General features: G+C 38.6%; 17 protein-coding genes, 1 pseudogene and 1 other annotated feature. Of the genes and pseudogenes, 15 read left to right on the forward strand and 3 right to left on the reverse strand.

The window, feature by feature from the left end; genetic code table 11:
* Positions 1-98: 98 nt before the first annotated feature.
* From ACSVI6_RS08365 to ACSVI6_RS08425, 13 genes and pseudogenes are all read left to right on the forward strand, one after another.
* Positions 99-998, forward strand: a pseudogene (locus tag ACSVI6_RS08365) (DNA/RNA non-specific endonuclease); the annotation flags it as partial.
* Between the two features lie 320 nt (positions 999-1,318).
* Positions 1,319-1,576: a binding site (T-box leader), on the forward strand.
* Between the two features lie 91 nt (positions 1,577-1,667).
* Positions 1,668-3,944 carry a 5-methyltetrahydropteroyltriglutamate--homocysteine S-methyltransferase gene (gene metE / locus ACSVI6_RS08370; protein WP_491721109.1) on the forward strand — a complete coding sequence of 759 codons (2,277 nt, stop codon included), beginning with the start codon at positions 1,668-1,670 and terminating at the stop codon, positions 3,942-3,944.
* The gene (gene metF / locus ACSVI6_RS08375; RefSeq protein ID WP_491717315.1) at positions 3,931-4,830 is read left to right on the forward strand and encodes a methylenetetrahydrofolate reductase [NAD(P)H]; all 900 of its coding nucleotides are present in this window, start codon (positions 3,931-3,933) and stop codon (positions 4,828-4,830) included. Before metE ends, metF begins: the two co-directional genes overlap by 14 nt.
* A gap of 522 nt (positions 4,831-5,352) precedes the next feature.
* Complete coding sequence (locus ACSVI6_RS08380; protein ID WP_491717316.1) at positions 5,353-6,318, forward strand: ketopantoate reductase family protein; 966 nt, start codon at positions 5,353-5,355, stop codon at positions 6,316-6,318.
* Between the two features lie 524 nt (positions 6,319-6,842).
* Positions 6,843-7,553: an aspartate/glutamate racemase family protein gene (locus tag ACSVI6_RS08385; RefSeq protein WP_491721110.1), complete on the forward strand. Its 711-nt coding sequence runs from the start codon at positions 6,843-6,845 to the stop codon at positions 7,551-7,553.
* 263 nt (positions 7,554-7,816) lie between these two features.
* Positions 7,817-8,188, forward strand: coding sequence for a GNAT family N-acetyltransferase (locus tag ACSVI6_RS08390; protein ID WP_491721158.1), 372 nt, complete (start codon positions 7,817-7,819; stop codon positions 8,186-8,188).
* A gap of 565 nt (positions 8,189-8,753) precedes the next feature.
* A complete protein-coding gene (locus tag ACSVI6_RS08395; RefSeq protein WP_491717318.1) occupies positions 8,754-9,629 on the forward strand; it encodes a homoserine O-acetyltransferase/O-succinyltransferase family protein in 876 nt (291 codons plus the stop codon).
* Complete coding sequence (locus ACSVI6_RS08400) at positions 9,604-10,884, forward strand: O-acetylhomoserine aminocarboxypropyltransferase/cysteine synthase family protein (protein ID WP_491721111.1); 1,281 nt, start codon at positions 9,604-9,606, stop codon at positions 10,882-10,884. Before ACSVI6_RS08395 ends, ACSVI6_RS08400 begins: the two co-directional genes overlap by 26 nt.
* Before the next feature lie 30 nt (positions 10,885-10,914).
* On the forward strand, positions 10,915-12,063 hold the full coding sequence (locus ACSVI6_RS08405) for an aminotransferase class I/II-fold pyridoxal phosphate-dependent enzyme (protein ID WP_491720200.1): 1,149 nt from the start codon (positions 10,915-10,917) through the stop codon (positions 12,061-12,063).
* A complete protein-coding gene (locus tag ACSVI6_RS08410) occupies positions 12,053-13,210 on the forward strand; it encodes an aminotransferase class V-fold PLP-dependent enzyme (protein ID WP_491720199.1) in 1,158 nt (385 codons plus the stop codon). Before ACSVI6_RS08405 ends, ACSVI6_RS08410 begins: the two co-directional genes overlap by 11 nt.
* Before the next feature lie 136 nt (positions 13,211-13,346).
* A complete protein-coding gene (locus ACSVI6_RS08415; protein WP_491721112.1) occupies positions 13,347-13,718 on the forward strand; it encodes a cupredoxin domain-containing protein in 372 nt (123 codons plus the stop codon).
* 14 nt (positions 13,719-13,732) lie between these two features.
* Entirely contained in the window at positions 13,733-14,005 is a 273-nt protein-coding gene (locus ACSVI6_RS08420) for a cupredoxin domain-containing protein (RefSeq protein ID WP_491717323.1), read from the forward strand.
* Positions 14,005-15,936: a copper-translocating P-type ATPase gene (locus tag ACSVI6_RS08425; protein ID WP_491721113.1), complete on the forward strand. Its 1,932-nt coding sequence runs from the start codon at positions 14,005-14,007 to the stop codon at positions 15,934-15,936. The genes ACSVI6_RS08420 and ACSVI6_RS08425 overlap by 1 nt, the downstream gene beginning before the upstream one ends.
* A 51-nt stretch (positions 15,937-15,987) precedes the next feature.
* Here ACSVI6_RS08425 and budA read toward each other — a convergent pair whose 3' ends face one another.
* Positions 15,988-16,704, reverse strand: a complete 717-nt coding sequence (budA, locus tag ACSVI6_RS08430) for an acetolactate decarboxylase (RefSeq protein ID WP_491721114.1) — start codon at positions 16,702-16,704, stop codon at positions 15,988-15,990.
* 106 nt (positions 16,705-16,810) lie between these two features.
* On the opposite strand from budA, the gene ACSVI6_RS08435 reads away from it, so the two are divergent.
* Positions 16,811-17,392 (forward strand): TetR/AcrR family transcriptional regulator, encoded by a 582-nt coding sequence (locus ACSVI6_RS08435; RefSeq protein WP_491717326.1) that lies wholly within the window; start codon positions 16,811-16,813, stop codon positions 17,390-17,392.
* A 53-nt stretch (positions 17,393-17,445) separates the two neighbouring features.
* Here ACSVI6_RS08435 and ACSVI6_RS08440 read toward each other — a convergent pair whose 3' ends face one another.
* Positions 17,446-18,396 carry an alpha/beta hydrolase gene (locus tag ACSVI6_RS08440; protein ID WP_491721115.1) on the reverse strand — a complete coding sequence of 317 codons (951 nt, stop codon included), beginning with the start codon at positions 18,394-18,396 and terminating at the stop codon, positions 17,446-17,448.
* An 89-nt stretch (positions 18,397-18,485) separates the two neighbouring features.
* On the opposite strand from ACSVI6_RS08440, the gene ACSVI6_RS08445 reads away from it, so the two are divergent.
* Positions 18,486-19,058 (forward strand): TetR/AcrR family transcriptional regulator, encoded by a 573-nt coding sequence (locus ACSVI6_RS08445; RefSeq protein ID WP_491721116.1) that lies wholly within the window; start codon positions 18,486-18,488, stop codon positions 19,056-19,058.
* A 43-nt stretch (positions 19,059-19,101) separates the two neighbouring features.
* Here ACSVI6_RS08445 and ACSVI6_RS08450 read toward each other — a convergent pair whose 3' ends face one another.
* Complete coding sequence (locus ACSVI6_RS08450; protein ID WP_491717329.1) at positions 19,102-20,460, reverse strand: glutamate--cysteine ligase; 1,359 nt, start codon at positions 20,458-20,460, stop codon at positions 19,102-19,104.
* Positions 20,461-20,597: the final 137 nt, after the last annotated feature.

Below are 20,597 nucleotides of genomic sequence, written 5' to 3' on the forward strand. Positions count from 1 at the left end.
TATAAAAATAGTACTCAAATTTATTTTGGGTGCTATTTTTTGTTGAATAATCTTAAAAAATATTTAATAATCATATATGAATAAAGGGAGTGATAAAAATGCATAAAAAATGGAAATGGATAGGAATTATATTTGCATTCTTTTTGGCAATGGGCTTTATTGGTAATTTATCAAATGGTGATGAAAAAAGTAGCAGTCAACAAAGTAGCAGTCAACAAAGTAGTCAAGTTGAACATAGTTCATCAAATAGTAGTGAATCAAATTCAGCCACTAGTCATTCTAATACTGAAAAGAAAGCCACTGTCCATAAAAAAGCCGTTCACGTTAAAAAGAAGGCTAAGAATAATGATGATAAAGGAATTGTTGCTGAACTAGCAGCTAAGAATTATCATAGTGGCGATGCTGCTTACATAAACGTAAATGGAGGGCAAAGTACCCTAAAGGCAAGCGATTGGACCAGTAATCATATCAGTTATGCTAATTTAGATGATTTGAATCGAACCTCTTCGGCTAATACTGCCTATTTGGAAAGTCGCAATGTTGCTAATGATTCATTAAGAACTACGCAAACGGTTTATCCTACTGGATGGCACCAAAAGTTTATTAATAACGAGGCAATTATTAATCGTGGGCATATGATTGCATATAGTCTTTCAAAGGGAATTTCGATTGATGGTTCCTATAATCCGAATGATCAGTCAGGGGATCAAAATAACCCTAAAAATTTATTTACGCAAACGGCATTTAGTAATCAACGGGTGCAGACCATTTATGAATCACAGGTTCGTTCAGCCCTAAGAGAGGGTCAAAAAGTGGTTTATCAAGTTCAACCAATCTTTCGGGGTTCTGAATTAATGGCTCGTGGGGTGCACCTACAAGCGATTTCGACTGATGGTTCCTTAAACTTTAACGTTTACTTGTTTAATGTTCAACCAGGGGTTTCATTTGACTATGCAACTGGGCGTTCCACGATCGACCATTCGATGACAGTCCCAACACCAGCTGGAGCGCCAACCTTTCATGACGATAGCGATTATTCATCAAGTGGTAGCTATCATCAATATCGTCGGCACCGTTCTACCTTAGGTTATTTTGCGGGAGCATATGCAGCCCATAAGGTTTATCAACATTATCGTTATCGCCATAGCTACAGTGATCGAACTCACTATTACAGGCCAAGTTACTATTATCGTCATAAGTATTAATACTCATTTTAAATTCTACTAAATTCATTTAGTAGAATTTTTTTAATTATTTTTGCATTTTAGTTTGACAAAACAAAATAAAAGGAATATTATAGGTTCAACATAAATTATTAAAAGTTACTGAGAAAAGATGAGTAATTAGTTGTAAGCATCACAGAAAGCCACGTTGTTGAGAAGTGGTATGTAAGCGGCTAGTGAAGATGGTCTTGGAGTAACCACATAGTCGGTGAGTTATAGATAATAAGCTGACTACGATTAACAACCGTTAAAATGTTTGAGTATAGCTATCGTTGAGTGTACTTATTGAGGGTTAGTCCAATCTTGACTAACTGAAGTAGGGTGGTACCGCGTACATATAATGCGCCCCTAGACAAGCAGAAGAAAAGCTGTTTGTCTAGGGGCGTTTTTTTATGCACGTTTTTAATCAATTTATGTAAATACAAATCTAAGGGGTTTTAGCATATGACAAAAACAATTATCGGATTTCCAAGAATTGGGGAACATCGTGAACTAAAGTTTGCTACTGAACATTACTGGAAGCACCAAATCGATCAATCAGAATTATTGGCAAAAGCACATGCAATTAAAGTTGCTCACTGGCAAGCTCAAAAAGATGCCGGAATTGATTTAATTCCCGTTGGTGACTTTTCATTTTTTGATAATTTATTGGACACGGCGGTTTCATTGAACATCGTTTCCAAGCGGTACCGTGACTTAGACGTTTCAGAATTAGACGAATATTTTGCTCAAGCGCGTGGTTACCAAGCAGATGGTGAAACCGTTCGTGCATTACCAATGAAGAAATGGTTCAACACTAACTACCACTACATCGTTCCTGAATTTACTAAGGACACTGACGTTAAGTTAATTGGCAATAAGTTATTCGATGAAATTAAAGAAGCTAAGGAATTTGGCATTGATCCTAAGGCCGTTATCGTGGGACCTTATACACTCTTGAAATTATCCCGTTTCCTTGACGGCACGAAGCCAAGTCAATTCGTACAACCATTGATCGAAGCTTACCAAGAATTGCTTTCTAAGCTAAACGGTGAAGGCGTTAAATTCTTGCAAATTGACGAACCAGCACTCTCCTTTGATGTTGATGCAGATGAAAAGGCCATCTTTGATCAACTATACGATGCAATTTTAGCTAATGCTTCTGGGGTCAATGTGATCTTACAAAGCTACTTTGGTGACATTCGTGATGTTTACGAAGACGTAGTTAACAAGCCATTCTATGGAATTGGGTTAGATTTCTTAGAAGGTCATCAAAATATCGAATTAATCAAGCAACACGGTTTTCCAGCTGAAAAGCACCTCTTTGCAGGGGTTGTGAATGGTAAAAACATTTGGCGAAACGAATATGACCATACTTTAGCGTTACTAGATCAAATCAAAACCGATGCACCAATCGTATTAAGCACTTCATGTTCATTACTGCATGTTCCATATTCAGCAGCTAATGAAGATAAATTAACTGGCGACGTTAAACAACACTTAGCATTTGCCATTGAAAAGTTGGCTGAATTAGTTGACTTAGACCATATCGTTAACAAAGACGCTGAAGGCGCCAACCTATTAGCTAAGAATGAATCATTATTCAAGAATGTTAAACATCCATTCAATTCAGCTGTTCACGATCGAATCAACGCTTTGAGTGACTCAGATTACACCCGTCTCCCTGAAAGAAGTGAACGTGAAAAAGTTCAAAAAGCTGAATTTAAGTTACCAATTTTACCTACCACGACAATTGGATCTTTCCCACAAACTGCTGACGTTCGTGCCAACCGTCGGAAGTTTAGACACAACGAAATCACTCGTGAACAATACGATCAATTTAACCGTGATAAAATTGCCCGAATTATTAAAATTCAAGAAGACTTAGGTTTAGATGTATTAGTCCATGGTGAATACGAACGAAATGACATGGTTGAATACTTTGGTGAAAAACTAGATGGATTCGTATTTACCCAAAATGGTTGGGTTCAATCATACGGAACCCGTGGAGTAAAACCACCAATCATCTGGGGAGACATTAGTAGAAACGCACCTATTACCGTTGAAGATTCAGTTTATGCAAACAAGCTGACTGATAAGTGGGTCAAAGGGATGTTAACTGGTCCTGTAACCATCTTTAATTGGTCATTCCCACGTGAAGACATTGCCAGAAAAGAAACGGTTACACAAATCTCACTAGCATTAAGAGATGAAGTGCTAGATCTTGAAAAGAACGACATCAAGATCATTCAAATTGATGAACCAGCGCTTCGTGAAAACTTACCACTTCGTAAGTCTGACTGGTACAAAGAATACCTTGATTGGGCAGTGCCAGCATTTAGATTGGTCCACAGTGGTGTCCAAGAAAGTACCCAAATTCATACGCATATGTGCTACAGCGAATTTGGTGACATCTTAAGAGCCATCGATAACCTAGATGCCGATGTGATCTCATTCGAAGCTTCCCGTGCCGACTTCACGTTAATCGACGAATTAGTTGATGATAATTTCCAAACTGAAGTGGGACCTGGGGTTTATGATATTCATTCACCACGAATTCCATCCGAGGATGAAATCCAAGATTTAATTCAACAAATTATTAGCAAGTTACCAGTTGATAAGATTTGGATCAACCCAGATTGTGGGTTAAAGACGCGTTCAGAACAAGAATCGTTTGATAGCTTAAAGAACATGGTTGAAGCAACCAAAGTAGTAAGGGGGAGCATTTATGAACATAGCTGATCTTTTTAAACACAAAACTGTGTTTTCACTTGAAGTCTTTCCACCTAAGAAATATTCTTCCGTGGAAACGATATTACCGACCTTGACGGCTTTAAAAGAAGTTAATCCTGATTTTATATCAGTGACTTTAGGAGCAGGTGGTTCTGCCCAAAGCGATGGGACGGTGGCCGTAGTTAATCTAATCCAAAATCATCTCAATATTCCAGCAATGGCGCATGTGCCGGGTTTATATCAAGATCAGACTCAAGTCGATCAGCTAATTCAACGGCTCCAATCAATTAACGTTGATAACATTTTAGCTTTACGTGGTGATGCGATTCCAGGTTTATCACCACGGGGAGTATTTAACCATGCTAGTGATCTAATTTCATATGTGCATGAAAAGTATCCTAATATCAATATTGCGAGTGCGTGCTATCCAGAATGCCATCAAGAAGCCACTTCATTTGTTGATGATATCAATCATTTAAAGTTAAAAATTGAATCAGGGAGCGATCATCTAATTTCTCAATTATTTTTCGATAATAATCACTTCTATGATTTTCAAGAAAAATTAGCATTAGCTGGGATTAATGTTCCAGTTGAAGCAGGGATTATGCCTTGTACCAGTAAGAACCAGATTGAACGGATTACCCAAATTTCAGGGGTTCCAGTTCCAGAAAAGTTCAAAAAAATGATGAACCGTTATGCTGATAATAAAATTGCATTACGGGATGCTGGGATTGCTTATGCAATTGATCAAATTGTTGATCTAGTTTCTCAAGGGGTAGATGGAATTCATTTATATACGATGAACAAGCCTGAGGTAGCTCAGCGAATTTGGGATGCTACTAAGAACATCTTTGGTGCTAGTGAAATTCAGAATGGTAAATTAAAGGTTAAATAATCAGAGGGAGACAAGCAATTAATCTTTGCTTGTCTCCTTTTTTCATCCATGAATTAATCATTAAAATAAATTAGTTATAATAAATTATTAATAATAGTTAATCGTCTTCATATTTTACTATGCATGCGTGAAGGTTTTTAAATCAGCTTTTTAGAGTAGTAATTAAAAATTAAATTAGAAATAAATTAAAAAGTTGTTGACATCCTCATTTATTTCAAGGTATACTATCACCAATCAATAAATGAACTGATTGATTCGATGGATTCGGATATTAGATTTACTAAGCAAGTGCCGTTTGATGGGAGGGCATTAAATTCTAATTTCTTAAAGATCGATTCAAAAACATTGTTTGCTTTTCGAGGCGAACTGGTCATCACCCATTAAAGTGATTAGGATTATTACAATCCGAAAAGAGGAGCCAATATGGCTTGAAGATAGGTGGTACCACGTTTTAAAACGTCCTTCAGAATTTTTCTGGAGGGCGTTTTTTAGTTCATACATACAATAAAGGGGATAGATGATATGAAATATGGATTTATTGGTGCAGGTGCAATGGGTTATCGTTACGGAGTAATGATGCAAGAAAACGCAGGAATTGATGTTGATTTTATCGATACTTGGGAACCAAACGTTACAAAAGTTCGTGAACAAGGTGGCGTAAAGGTTGCCCGTGATCATGAAAATCAACATATTGTCCCAATCAACATTTATTATCCAGAAGAATACACTGGTCATCCAGACGTTTGGATTATCTTTAAAAAACAAATGCAGCTAGAAGAAGAACTAGAACGTGATAATGCAGCAGGAATTTTTCACCGTGATCAATACGCATTCTCGGCGATGAACGGAATGGGTCATTTTGAAAAAATCGAAAAGTTTTTTGATCGTGATAAAATCATCTGTGGAACTGCAATGATTGCTACTCGAATGGATGCTCCTGCAGATGTTGATTTCATGGGTCCCGTTGACGGGGAAGTCATGCACATGGCACCTTACGATAATGAACCAGCTGACGAAACCACTAAGCAAGTATTTGAAGATTTCAAGGCTGCTAAATTAGGCCCTGTAATGGCCAAGGAATGGAAGGGCATGTGTATGTCCAAGGTTGTTTACAACGCGGTTGTGAATACCCTTTGTACCATGTTCGAACTTCAAATGGGGCAATTTATTGAATATCCGAAGGTTCCAGAAATGGCAACGCAACTATTTAATGAATCTTTCGATGCCTGTGAACGAGCTGGCATTCAAATGATCGAGACTCGTCAAGAACAAATTGATTCTGTTACGACCACTAGTCATCAATTCAAATATCATTATCCTTCTATGTATCAAGACTTCTCCAAGGGTCGCCCGACAGAAGTGGACTACATCAATGGCTATATTGCTGAAATTGGTCGGGAAAATGACTACGTTTGTCGCACCCATGAATTTATCGTAAATGAAGTCCACATGGTTGAATTAATGCGCAAGTATAAGCACAACAATTAGAATAATAAATATACACAAATCACATAGTAACATGACATAGTAACACCACATATTGCTCGATTTAATTTTAAGTTATCCCATAGTTTTACCCACATAAATAGATATCAAAATTGATATAATTAAGACCTGTAATTTTATTTTCAGGTCTTTTTTTATTGATATATAAATATTTTAAATCGCAATTTTCTTTGATCATATGATAATAATACAGACTTATGTTGTGGCCTTTCAGGAATGATTATTATTAAAAGGATCTCTTTACTATGCTAAAATCATATTCAAAAGAACACAGTATTAAATTATTAGTTAAAGGCTGCGATGTTTCAGCTAATATGATGATTCCATTTGAATTTTCTTATTCTGGATACATCAGATCGTTTATATAATACAGAAGATGTATTTCGTTATAAGGTGGAAAAGGTAATTTTTAATTCATACTAATCTAATTTATGGGATTATTTTTACAATTAATTAAACAACTTAGTAATAAGTGATTGTTACATTAACTAACGGAGGAAATTAAAATGAAAAAATTAGGAATTATTGGTGGGATTGGGCCTGAAGCAACCATTCGATATTATAATGATATCATTAAGGGCTACCAGGAAAAGATTGGGAGTACCCAATCGTTACCAGAAATCACAATTGAAAGCATCAATATGTATCATATGTTCAAGTTATTAGATGCCAATCAAATAAATCAAGTTGCAGATTACGTGAGTAGCGCTGCTGATTATTTAAAACAATCGGGAGCCGACTTTGGATTGATGTGCGGCAATACTCCTCACATTGCTTTCAAGCAGATTCAGGCACGAACTAAATTGCCGTTGCTAAGCATCGTAGATACTTCTTTAACTCGAGCTAAGCAACTAAATTTACACCGACTATTATTACTGGGAACTAAGTTTACAATGAATAACGATTTTTTTAGCAAGCCGTTCACAGATTCAGGAATTAAAATTTACTTGCCAAGCCATGATGAAAAAAATTGGTTACATTTAAAAATTATAAGTGAGTTAGAAAATGGGATTGTTAATCAAGATACCAAAATGCAATTAACTCAAATGATTGATCAGCTAATCATAGACGATGAATTGGATGGGGTGATTCTGGGATGCACCGAGTTACCGCTCATTATTAAACCAACCGATTTACCAGTTGCGACATTTGATATTGCCAAAATTCAAATTGAAGCCGCTGTTAATACCATTTTAGAAAATAATGTTCTACACTAAAAATATTTAAATATTGGTATGTGCAGGCGTAACTCAATAAACAGTGCCGTTGAAACGACTGGAATCAATTTTCCATCTTTTCAATGCGCACTTTTTTATTTTAAGGAGGAAATATAATGGCTGAAATTTACTTAATGGTTGCTAGAGACACTGATTTAGATCAAGTTACATCAATTATTGAAGAAGCACGGGAATTGCTAAAAGCAGATGGTAGTGATCAATGGTAAAACGGGTATCCGAATCGTGAAACACTGCTAGAAGATATCGACAGTGAGTCTAGCTATGTTTTAATTGTTGATGGAAACGTTGCTGGAACAGCATATCTGATGACGGTGGACGAACCAACTTATCAAGAAATTGATGGCAGTTGGAGTCGTCCTGCTGAGCAATATACCACTATCCATAGAATTGCAATTGCGAGCCAATACCATGGTATGCATTTGGGCTCGTACTTACTTTCTAATTTAATTACTGTTTCGGTAATGAAGGGGTATCGTAACGTTCGCTTTGATACCAGCCCCGTTAATAAACGAATGCAAGAATTGGGAAAGCGGTTTGGCTTTGAATACCGTGGCATTATTTGGGTTATTTACGATGGAAATCAAAAACAGCTTGCGTTTGAATTGAACCTATAATGATTATTTTTAACTTATGTGATCCTAACTCCAGATGCTTTAATATATAGCGTTGATAATTATAAAAAGTAAGTGATATTTGAGATTAATATCCCGTTTATTCACATGACAGCATTGACTTTAAAAAGAAACAAGCCATTACCGATCATTTGGTTATACGGTATTAATGTAAAATTAAGCTTAAAAAAATTTATTTTTGTTGTTGACATTCAATATTAAACGGATTATTATATCTTTAACATATTAATTAAAGGTTACTGAGAAAAGATGAGTAAACACTAAGTTGATTTTAACAGAGACCCTTGTTTGATGAGATTAGGGATTTCAATTGGTGTTGAAGATGGTCTTGGAGTAATTTTAAGTGGTGAGTTTGATAATGAGCCATTTACGACTTAACACCCGTTAAAGTGTTGAAGGATAGCTACTACAGTGTCCGGAGATGATTAGTCAATATGACTAGTTAATATAGGGTGGTACCGCGTACTACATAGAGCGCCCCTAGAGTTTGAAATTAATTTTTCGAATTCTAGGGGTGCTTTTTTTATTTGAAAGGGAGGAAATCGCAATGGCAGTTAACGTTAAGAATGGATTTTTAAAAAATGATCATGAATGGAACAATCAAAAATTAGATCAACCATTGAAAGTATTGATTTTAAATTTAATGCCGACCAAAAAAACAACTGAATGGCAATTTTTGAATATCCTGAATTCATTGAAACAAGATATTGAAGTAACTTTCTTGTACCCACGGACCCATCATTTTAAGACGGTTGATCAAGGACAGGTTGCCAAGTGTTATTGTAGTCTGCAGCAGGTTTGTAATAACTACTACGATGGATTGATTGTTACTGGAGCCCCCGTTGAACAGATTAACTTTGAAGATGTTGATTACTGGGAAGAATTTTTAGAAATCAAGCGTTGGGCATCTAAACATGTTCAGCAAACCATTAACGAATGCTGGGCTTGTCAGGCTGCGTTGTACTCCGATTTTGGAATTCCAAAGATTGAACTAAAGCAAAAGTTATTTGGAATCTATCAAGCTAGTAGCATTGATGATAAATGTAGATTGTGTAATAACTTAGTTCGATTCATAAATCCCCAATCAAGACATTCTCAATCAGTGATCGACCGCAATGCACTCCCAGCAGGATTGACCATTGCTGCTGATAATCGCTTCACTGGCCCATTGATTTTGCATTCCGATGAAAAAAGGCAAACGTATTTAAGCGGCCACCCTGAATATAGCTTAGATACCTTGGATGCAGAATACCATCGGGACCTAGCAAAACATTCAGCGATCGATGCACCAGCAAATTATTATGATCGGGTTCACCAGATCAATAACACTTGGCAAAACAGTAGTATCCAACTATATCAAAACTGGATTGATTTAATTGAAAGTGAGGAATTAGAATATGACAGAAAAAAAATTGCACTTTGAAACGCTTCAGGTTCACGCAGGACAGGTGGTAGATCAAGAAACAGGAGCTAGAGCGGTTCCAATTTACCAAACCACTTCATTTGTATTCAAGGATGCCAAACAAGCAGCCGATCGATTTGGCTTGAAAGAACCAGGAAACATTTATACACGGCTTACCAACCCCACGACCGACGTAGTTGATAAAAGGGTGGCCGCCCTTGAAAATGGAACGTCCGGGGTTACCCTAGCAACTGGTTCTGCGGCCATTACAGCTGCAATTTTAAATATTGCGGGGCAAGGCGATGAGATCGTTTCTGCTAGTACCCTTTATGGTGGAACCTATGATCTATTTGCGGTTACCCTTCCTAAGCTAGGAATTACAACGCACTTTGTAGATCCAGATGATCCAGAAAACTTCGCGAAAGCAATTACCCCTAAGACGAAGGCGGTTTATGTGGAAAGTATTGGTAATCCCAATATTAATTTGGTCGATTTTGAAGCAATTGCCAAAATTGCCCATGATAACAAGATCTTATTCATTGTTGATAATACCTTTGGCACCCCATACTTGATTCAACCATTAGAACATGGTGCTGACGTGGTCGTACACTCTGCCACTAAATTCATTGGTGGCCATGGAACGACGATGGGTGGAGTTATCGTTGAAAATGGTAAGTTTGATTACAAAGCGAGTGGTAAGTATCCTGGATTTACCGAACCCAATGATCAATATAACGGCTTAGTATTTGCTGATTTAAAGGGTGCGGCATTCACCACCAAGGTGCGCGCAGAAACATTGCGGGACCTCGGGGCAACGATTAGTCCTTTCAACTCTTTCTTGTTATTACAAGGGCTAGAATCATTATCATTGCGGGTCCAAAGACACGTTGAGAACACCGAAAAAGTGGTGGACTTCTTAGCTCACCATCCAAAAGTCGCTTGGATCAAGTATCCAGCACTAAAGGATAGCAAGTACCACAAGCTTGCTGAAAAGTACTTTCCTAAGGGTGTGGGTTCAATCTTTACGATCGGCTTGACTGGTGGTGAAAAAGCAGGAAAGGAATTAATTAGTCACCTTCAGTTATTCTCCCTATTGGCGAATGTGGCTGATGCAAAGTCATTGATTATTCATCCCGCTTCAACTACGCATGCACAGTTGAATGATGAACAACTCAAAGCAGCTGGGGTGACTCCAGATCTAATTCGGATTTCAATTGGAATTGAAAATGCAGATGATCTAATCGCAGATTTGAAGCAGGCTTTAGATAAGGTTTAATACTAAAACGTTTGAAAGGTAAGTGATTTTATGTGTAGTGATTGTAAATGGCAAAAGAAGATTGATACGATTTTGGCGCAAGCGGGCAACCGCATTGATAACGTGACGGGTTCGATTTCGATGCCCCTTTATTTTTCCACTGCGTATCGGCATGCGGGTTTGGGTAAATCAACTGGATACGATTATTCCAGAATGACCGAACCAACTCGTGACGTATTAGAAAATGTCTTGGCACAGTTAGAAAATGGCTGTAAGGCCTATGCGGTTTCATCAGGAATGGCTGCGATTCAACTAGTTTTTACCCAGTTCAATACTGGCGATCACATCGTCGTTTCAGATGATCTATATGGTGGTTCATTTAGGTTTTTTGATCTATTGACGAAACACTATCATCTTCGCTTTAGTAAGTGGGATGGCCATGACTATCAAGAATTAGACCGCCTATTACAAGATGACGCAAAGGCAGTCTGGATTGAAACTCCTTCCAATCCGACGATGAAGGTCATTAATATTGAAGAGGTTGCCAGTCACGCCCATGAAGTCAATGCCCAATTGATCGTTGATAATACATTCTTTACCCCTTTGATTCAACAACCGTTGAACCTTGGAGCTGACATTGTCGTTCACAGTGCTACTAAATACTTATCTGGACATAATGATTTACTTGCCGGAGTAGTAATTTGTAAGTCAGAAGCAACTGCAGAAGTAATTGGTCAGAATTTAATTACAATTGGATCGAACTTAGCACCATTTGATTCATGGTTACTAATTCGGAGTTTGAAAACGCTTCCTCTGCGGTTACACAAACAAGAGGAAAATGCGCAAGCAATTGTAGCTGATTTGAATAATTCCGATTTAGTAGAATCAGTTCGCTACCCAGGACGTGGTGGAATGGTGAGCGTATATGTTAAACCTGAAGTCGACGTTGATCAATTCTTACAGAATTTGACGGTCATCTCCTTTGCAGAAAGTTTGGGTGGAACTGAAAGTCTTGTAACCGTCCCTGCGATTCAGACCCATGCCAATCTTAGTCCCGAAGTACGTGCAGCAGCTGGCATTACTGATAATCTTTTACGGATTTCATGTGGAATCGAAGCCAGTGAAGATTTGATTCATGACTTGAACCATTCTTTAGCCGTTGCTGCTAAGCAAACGGAGGTGAATCTAGATGGCAAATAAACAGTTTTCTGATTGGACCAAGGTTATTAAAAGCACTACTAAACCAGATCCAGAAACTGGTGCAATTAACCCACCAATTCAATTATCATCCACTTTTGAGCAACGGGATTTCGATCATTTTGGAAAGTGGGACTACTCCAGAAGTGGTAACCCGACCCGCGATGTTTTAGAAGCAAGTATCGCCAGTCTAGAAAACGGCACGCGTGGCTTTGCTTTTGCTACGGGGATGGCTGCCATTTCAACGGCCCTATTGACCTTGAACCAAGGTGATCACATTATCTTGACCAAGAATGTGTACGGGGGGACTTTTCGCCTCGTCACTCAAGTGTTAGTCAAGTATGGAATTGAGTATACGTTTGTGGATCTGGGAGATGAAGATGCATTAAAGAATGCTTTTCAGCCCAACACAAAGGTCGTATACATTGAAACACCTTCGAACCCAACGCTGCAGGTAACCAATATTTCAGATGTGGCTAAAATTGCTCATGAACACGACGCACTTGCATTTGTAGATAACACCTTCATGACACCGATTTTACAAAAGCCACTCGATTTGGGGGCTGACTTAGTATTGCATAGTGGCACTAAGTTCTTAGCGGGGCATAGTGATATCTTAGCCGGTTTGATCGTCACTAAGGACGAACAACTAGGCGCACAAGTTTACTTTTTGCAAAATGCAATGGGTGCCACCCTCGGAATCTCTGATTGTTGGTTATTGCTGCGGGGCATTAAAACCCTTGCCGTAAGAATGGAAAAGGAATCTGCAAATGCACTTGAACTAGCAAAGTGGTTAGAAGAACAGCCACTAGTTACCAAGGTGAATTATCCTGGCCTCCCATCATCACCAGAACACCAAGTTCAACTATCCCAAGCTGTTTCGGGTGGAGCGGTGCTTTCCTTTGATATTGGCAGTGAAGATAATGTCCGAAAGTTAGTTGACCTAATTAAAATTCCAGTCTTCTCAGTTTCATTAGGTGCGGTCGAATCCATCATTTCATACCCACCGAAGATGTCCCATGCCGAAATGAGTCCGGCCGAACGGCATGCGCGGGGCATCACTGATGGTTTGTTACGATACTCAGTTGGTCTTGAATCAGTTGCGGACCTAAAGGCAGACCTGAAGCAAGCTTTTGACCAAATTAAATAGCATCAGAAAATGTTGGATCAATAATGGTCCAACATTTTTTTGTGGTTATTGTTGACAAATGTAAACAACAGCGCTAGGATATAAGCATAGTTAAGTTTACACATGTAAACAAGAGTTGAAAGGAGTGGTTCGCAAAGTGGTTAAATTAATGGTACTAATAATTGGTTTATTATTAATTGGATTCATTTTATGGTGGTACTTTGGCCCCCATGCTCAAGATAGTGAAACTTCAGCAGTGGTTGATAACCATCAAACCGTTGACATTGAAGTGAACGGCGGGTATTCTCCCGAGACGGTCGAGCTTCAAGTTGGAATCCCAGCGACCCTCAATTTTACCCGCAAGGACGCATCGGGATGTTTAGACCACGTTGTTTTCAATGATTTTGGGATTAACCAAGCGTTACCCAAAAATCAGACCGAATCAATTAATATCGACACCAGCAAGCCGGGCACTTATCAGTGGGCCTGTGGGATGGATATGTTTCATGGCAAAGTAGTTGTTAAATAATGGAGGTAAATGATATGAGTGAAAAAGAACAAGTTGTAACAGTTGTTGTTGATGGTGGTTACCAACCAGCCGTTGTAAATTTAAAGCAGGGCGTGCCAGCCAAGCTTAGTTTTGTGCGGAATAGTGATCAGGGCTGTTTAGATACTGTTCAGTCCAGTGATTTAGGATTTAAGTCCGAACTACCATTAAATGAACCACAAACATTCGATGTAAATACTGATCAAACTGGTGAATTTGATTTTAGCTGTGGAATGAACATGGTCCACGGAAAGGTAGTGGTTAAATAATGACTACCATGCAGCGGTTTTACATTTCGTTGCTCTTATCTTTGCCGATGTTAATTCAAATGATCTTGATGCCGCTAGATGGTTGGATGTTACCAGGTGGCTATGTGACTGAATTACTACTCACAACGGTGATTATGCTAGTCGCTACTAGACCATTTTTGCAAAGTGCGTTGGCATCGTTCAAAAAACATCACTCTAATATGGATACGCTGGTGGCAATCGGAACCGCAACTGCGTACCTATTTAGTATTTATGCAATGTTAAACCATCAGCCAGTGTTCTTTGAAACGGCTGCATTCGTAACGACCTTTATTTTACTAGGACAGGGATTAGAAACGCGGATGCGCAAGGGCGCTTCAAAGGCAATTGAGCAGTTGTTAAACTTACAGGCAAAGGATGCAATGGTCCTACGGAATGGTCAATTTCAAAAACGCCCCGTTTCAGAAGTGACAAAGGGTGATACCATCAAGGTCAGACCTGGTGAAAAAATTGCTGTGGATGGGGTTATTTTAAAGGGTGCTTCTTCAATCGATGAATCAATGGTGACTGGTGAAAGCATCCCCGTTGAAAAGCACGTTGGCGATCAGGTAATTGGATCAACGATCAACAATAATGGGACTTTGGAGTTCCGTGCTGAAAAAGTGGGGAGCGAAACGATGCTATCTCAAATCGTGGAACTAGTTAAAAAAGCCCAAAATAGCCATGCTCCCATTCAAAATTTGACCGATCGGGTTTCTGACTTTTTTGTTCCAATCGTATTAATCGTTGCAATCATCACGTTTTTAGTATGGTTCGTTTTATTAAACGCTCCAGTTGCTCAGGCCTTGGTCTTTGCTGTCTCAGTCGTAGTGATCGCATGTCCATGTGCACTTGGGTTAGCCACCCCAACCGCATTGATGGTGGGAACTGGTCGTGGTGCTCAAATGGGTATCTTGATTAAAAATGGGGAAGTTTTGGAAGCCGTTGATGGCATCCAAACGGTTGTCTTTGATAAAACCGGTACGATTACCAAGGGGAAACCCCAAGTTGTTGATGTCATTGGTGATCAAGAACGGGTGCTTCAGATTGCTGCTAGTTTAGAGCATGATTCAGAACATCCTCTCGCCAGTGCGGTGGTCAAATACGCTAAGCAATTAAATGTCAATCTTGTTTCAGTAAAAAACTTCACTTCGATTAGCGGTCAAGGTGTTCGTGCCGATCTGAACGGCCAATCATTCACGGTTGGTAAAATTGGTGCTTTATCAATTAGTGACGATTTACAGCGGAGTGCAGATGAACTACAAAAAGCTGCCAAGACCGTTGTATACGTTGGGGATGCACATAAGGTGCTCGGTTTGATTGGTATTCAAGACACCCCAAAGGATGGTGCCAAGCAGGCAATTGCTGCTTTAAAGAAACAGGGGTTGCAAACAGTGATGTTAACTGGAGATAACCAACAAGTGGCTGATGTGATCGGCCAACAAGTCGGAATTGACCGTATCATCGCTAATGTGTTGCCTGATGAAAAGGCAAAGGCTGTTCAAAAGCTTCAACAAGCACGCAAGGTGGCCTTTGTTGGCGATGGAATTAATGATGCACCGGCATTGTCAACTGCTGATGTTGGAATTGCAATGGGGTCTGGAACTGATATTGCAATTGAATCTGGCGGCATCGTATTGATGAAAAATGATTTGCAAGATGTTAGTCGGGCGTTAACGTTAAGTCATAAAACGTTTAATCGGATTAAACTGAACCTCTTTTGGGCCTTTATTTACAATGTATTGGGGATCCCAATTGCAGCCGGGATGTTTTATTTTATCGGCCTAACCCTTAGTCCAGAAATTGCCGGGATGGCAATGGCGCTAAGTTCAATTTCAGTGGTATTTAGTTCGTTACTGTTGAAATGGGAACGAGTGGGTAACGATAAACAATTGAGTCCGAATATGAAATAATAAAAAGGGATTTTGCTGACCGAATGGGTCAGATCAAAATCCCTTTTTGGTTTATTCTTTTTCGGCTTTGTTGATGGCTGCTTCAATATCGTCATTTGAAAAGTCATGAGTCCGATAATCCTCATTATCATTGGGGAGCTCTAAATTTAAATTATTAAATTCCTGGGTGCCAAGAACACCACTAAATCCTTTGAAATTCATCAGATGGCCGCCCAACTTGAAATCATCTGAGATGAAGTGGGCGTGAAAACCAGGCACGACAAGCTTGCTAAATGCATCTGGATAGTAATAAGCAATTAATGTGCCATAGATTGTTTCTGCTTCAAATATCTTTTCACTTTCAGCTGTTTTAACTAACGAAGGGTAAGGCTTCTTTTGTTTGAATACGGAGCGGACTTTAACGTAATCGAAACGCCCATGTAATTTGGCAGAAAACATTAAATTTCGATATTGATGGTTACTAAATATGTGATCACCGAGGGCATTATAATTAGCGATTTGAACGTTATTTTCAATTTGGTAATTAGCAAAGTGGGCGTTGGCAAATGGAACGCTAAATTGATCGTTCACAATTTCAACGTTCCCATCGCCATGAATCAGGAATGGTTGACCGTTGTTAATGACTAATTCACCATCTAATCCCGCGCCACTTCCGATTCCTGTATCACCATGCTTTAATAAATCGCCAATCGTTAACGTTCCATCAAATAAGCCTGGGACGATTAATGCCCCAGTCCCGTGTTGGAAAAGGATTTCTTTGTTCATCATCGTAATTCCTCCTTATTATTGATATGATATATATTAATGTAATTTTGATTTGATAAAATGAACAAAATTGGGGAAATGTTCATTTTTATGAAGGAGGGCCGTTTTGATGGGGGAATATAATAAACGGAATCGAACAATTCAAAGCATAGTTGACTGGACAATTACACTTGCAGATGCAAAGGGGTTAGCAAAAATAACGGTTAACGAGATCGTAAATAATGTGGGCATCAAACGGGGCACTTTTTATCGTTATTTTAATGATAAATATGATGTGATCACGCGCGTGGAAGCGCATATTTTAGACCAGGTCGCTCAATGCCAAATGGATATTGTTAATATGGATATTCATTCGATTCGGAAGCGATTGGCAGATGGCTTGTTGCTTGGTCAGATCATTGATATATTCGATCAACACCGCAAAACGATTCATTTTTTATTAAGTGATCATGGTGATATTCATTTTATTAATAAATTGGAACTTTTTTTTAATACCATGAATTATAAAACAATTAGTAAGCTTAATTTTACCCTGAATGAAAAGCAAAAAAAAATTATTGCCGTCTATTTAACGGGGACCCTAGTCAACCTATTAAAATTACACTTAGCTGATTCACGAAACTATTCGCGGAACGATATTTTAAAGGCGAGCTATGATTTAATTCGACTGAATTTACTGAACAAATTGTAGTAAAAAAGCGAGTAGCAGGGAATTAACTTGCTAACTCGCTTTTTACTAACTAATTATTTAACGTATTTAGCCAAAAATTTGCGAATTGTTTCCTCGTATAGTTGTTTATTATGTTGGAAAGACTGCGCATGGGCAGCGCCCTTAACGATTAATAGTTCCTTTGGACCCTTGGTGGCTCGATAGAGGGGGTAGACCATTTTAGTGGGCACAAAATGATCATTGCTACCATGAATGAATAACATTGGTTTATGGTTTTTAACAACTTGTTTCAAAGCATTGCCATCCTCATAGAAAAAGCCGTTTTTGACCTTGTTGATCAGACTAACCATCGGTTCGATTGGATAAAATGGAATTAGGGGGAGATGGTATAGTTGTTTGGCTTCATATCTTAATTCATTATGAATGCTATCATATCCACAGTCTTCAATAAATGCTTTGACTTGGTGGGGAACATTCGGTTGGCCACTGGTCATCATAGTCGTTGCTCCACCCATACTGACACCAAACATGATGATTTTAGAACTTTGGCCATTGTACTTAATGACCTTATTGATCCATTTAATGTAATCAAGGCGATCAGGCCATCCATACCCGACATAGTTACCCTGACTATCACCTTGCCCACGGTCATCTGGAATTAAAACGTTATAGCCGAGTTGATGAAAAAGGGCGCCATAAACCCCCATTTCATCCTTATTCCCCATATAACCATGGGCAATTACTGCAGTTTGATTAGTCTTGGTGGCTGCTGGAATATAGTATGCGTCTAACTTCAGATGCCCGGTGGCTGATTCTTGATACCAACGCTGTTTATGCGCTTTTAAGAACCATTGCTGATTGCTGTACAGTGGGTTTTTGCTGGTGATCTGATTATTAGATAAAAATGATTTATGACTAGGGACCGATACGACGGTGTACAGATAGACACTAGCAGCACATAAAATAATGAATATGATTCCGAGGAGGATACTAATTATAATTGTAATTTTGCGTTTGAGACTCATTAACTAACAGGCTTTCTATAAATTTTATTTTTATTTTAGCATTATAATTAGATCATACACAATTTTAATTAACGGGGTGGATATGGGATATGGAATTAACTGGTCATGAAGACTTACGGATTCAAAGAACGATCAACAGCATTCATGATGCTTTTAAAACATTAATTTGTGAAAAAGATTATGCCAAGATCACCGTCAAGGAACTGGCAGAACGGGCGCAAATTAATAAAAAAACTTTTTATCGTTATTATCCAACTTTAGATGCACTATTGGCTGAAATTCAATCTGAGTATTCAAGAGGCTACTTAGCATTGACCAAAGATTATCAATATCCACTTGATTTAGCGAAAAGTATTCAAACGTTTTTTGAGTATTCAGTCAACCAAGATCAAGCATATGAAAAGATTACAATCAGTACGAACATCCCATACGTCGGGATTCGCCAGGAAATGATTGATGAAGTAATGGGTAAGACCTGGGGGCAGTCACAGCAGTTTCAAAACTTATCCGAATGGCAACAAAAGATGGTCACTTCATTTATTCAACAAACCGGCCTCAATGTTTATCGGGAATGGATCAATAATGGGAAGCAGATATCAATGTCTGATGCTATTGATACTTCGGTGAAGTTGACTGAAGGTGGGATTGCCAATTTTCTATAAAAAAACGCCCCAAGGTGAACTTATTTCATCTAGGGGCGTTTGATTATGATTTAAATGAATTTCTAAATAGATATTTCTTTAATTCATCGGCGGTGGGTTGTTTAGTAGTATCAAAACCATCGAAGGGTCTTAACGCTACTAACGCACTTCTTTGATATTTGATGCCTAGTGAAACAGCATAATCAACTAATGAACCATCCTTCATATGCTCAAGGAGCTGAGCACTTGGTGTTAGCTTTGGATATCTAATCCTGAGTTCCATTTCTTGAATCACTTCTGTATATTCTGGGCCTGCTTGAAGTTGGTCAACGAATAATTTTAAGCGTTCAATAAATGAAATGGCCTGAACTTGATGGGCAAAGTGATTTGGATCTTCGCTTGCGACCTCGTCGTTTAAGTGATTCGCCTTGTCTAAGGCCGAATTCACTGCAGACTGCTTCAAAGGTGGATTCATAATAAAGTAACTAGCCATTAGTCGAATGAAACGAATCGTATTGGTCTTGATTCCAATGGCACTACTAGGGTCTAAGTCGAGCATTCGTAGTTCGAGATACTGAATTCCAGTATTTTTCAAATCATCCAGATCCTTGCCACCTCTAAACCGAATTGGGCCCTGACCTTCTGATGCTCTAATCATTAGCTTATGTTTAACAGCATCATGAATTGATTTAATGTATTTATCAATACTGGTGTAGTCAACCAAAAATTTGGCTCCGTATCCGTAACGGTGACTTTGCCGAAGGCTTCGAATTGGATGGTCTGGCCCCTTATCTTCGTCATAGTAGTTCTTTTCGGCAATTGGACTAGCACCAAATAGGTATGTAATTAGCCATCTATATCTTACAAAACCTTGTCCTAATCGCATGTATAAATAATCCTTTACATCTTGATCAGTTTCAAATGTATCGCTCATTTTAGAACGAATCAATTTAATGACATGGTCGTGAATACTTAAATTAATATGTGCTCCACATGGTAACGCTTGGGCCATCCCGTGATGTAACTTAACCCAGTTAACTAAAAAGTCATGTTTTTCTTGGGTCGAATCTGCTAATAAATCATTACTTTTATTTTTGGGCATGATTGGTGGCATTGATAACGGCCATAAGATTTCACCGGGGGCTAACGCATTCCTTAACGCATTATTGATGCGGTATAAATAGTGCATCGCATCTAACGGACTGTTAGCAGGTGGGGTCACGACTTCGGACATTGCGACGAGAAAGTCTTCAGTGATCCATGGATTACTATGGGCATCACCGATCGTATCTGGATATGGTTCGGAACTTAGGTGGCCGGTTTCATCCGCCCGATCCATTTCAATTTCCAAGCCCATCCTAAAATCAGAGGTTCTTGCAACCGCCTCATTTTCAAAAATAACATTACCAATCTTACTAAACATTGGCATCCCTCCTTGAGATTTTCACTAAATTCATTATTAGAATTCGGTTAGAATATTATAAATCTTTTAGACAAATATGTAAAGGACGATTTAAATATCAAATACTAGTATTAAATTTATTAATGGATAAACGACTA

It is taken from the genome of Nicoliella sp. ESL1106, assembly GCF_058509965.1.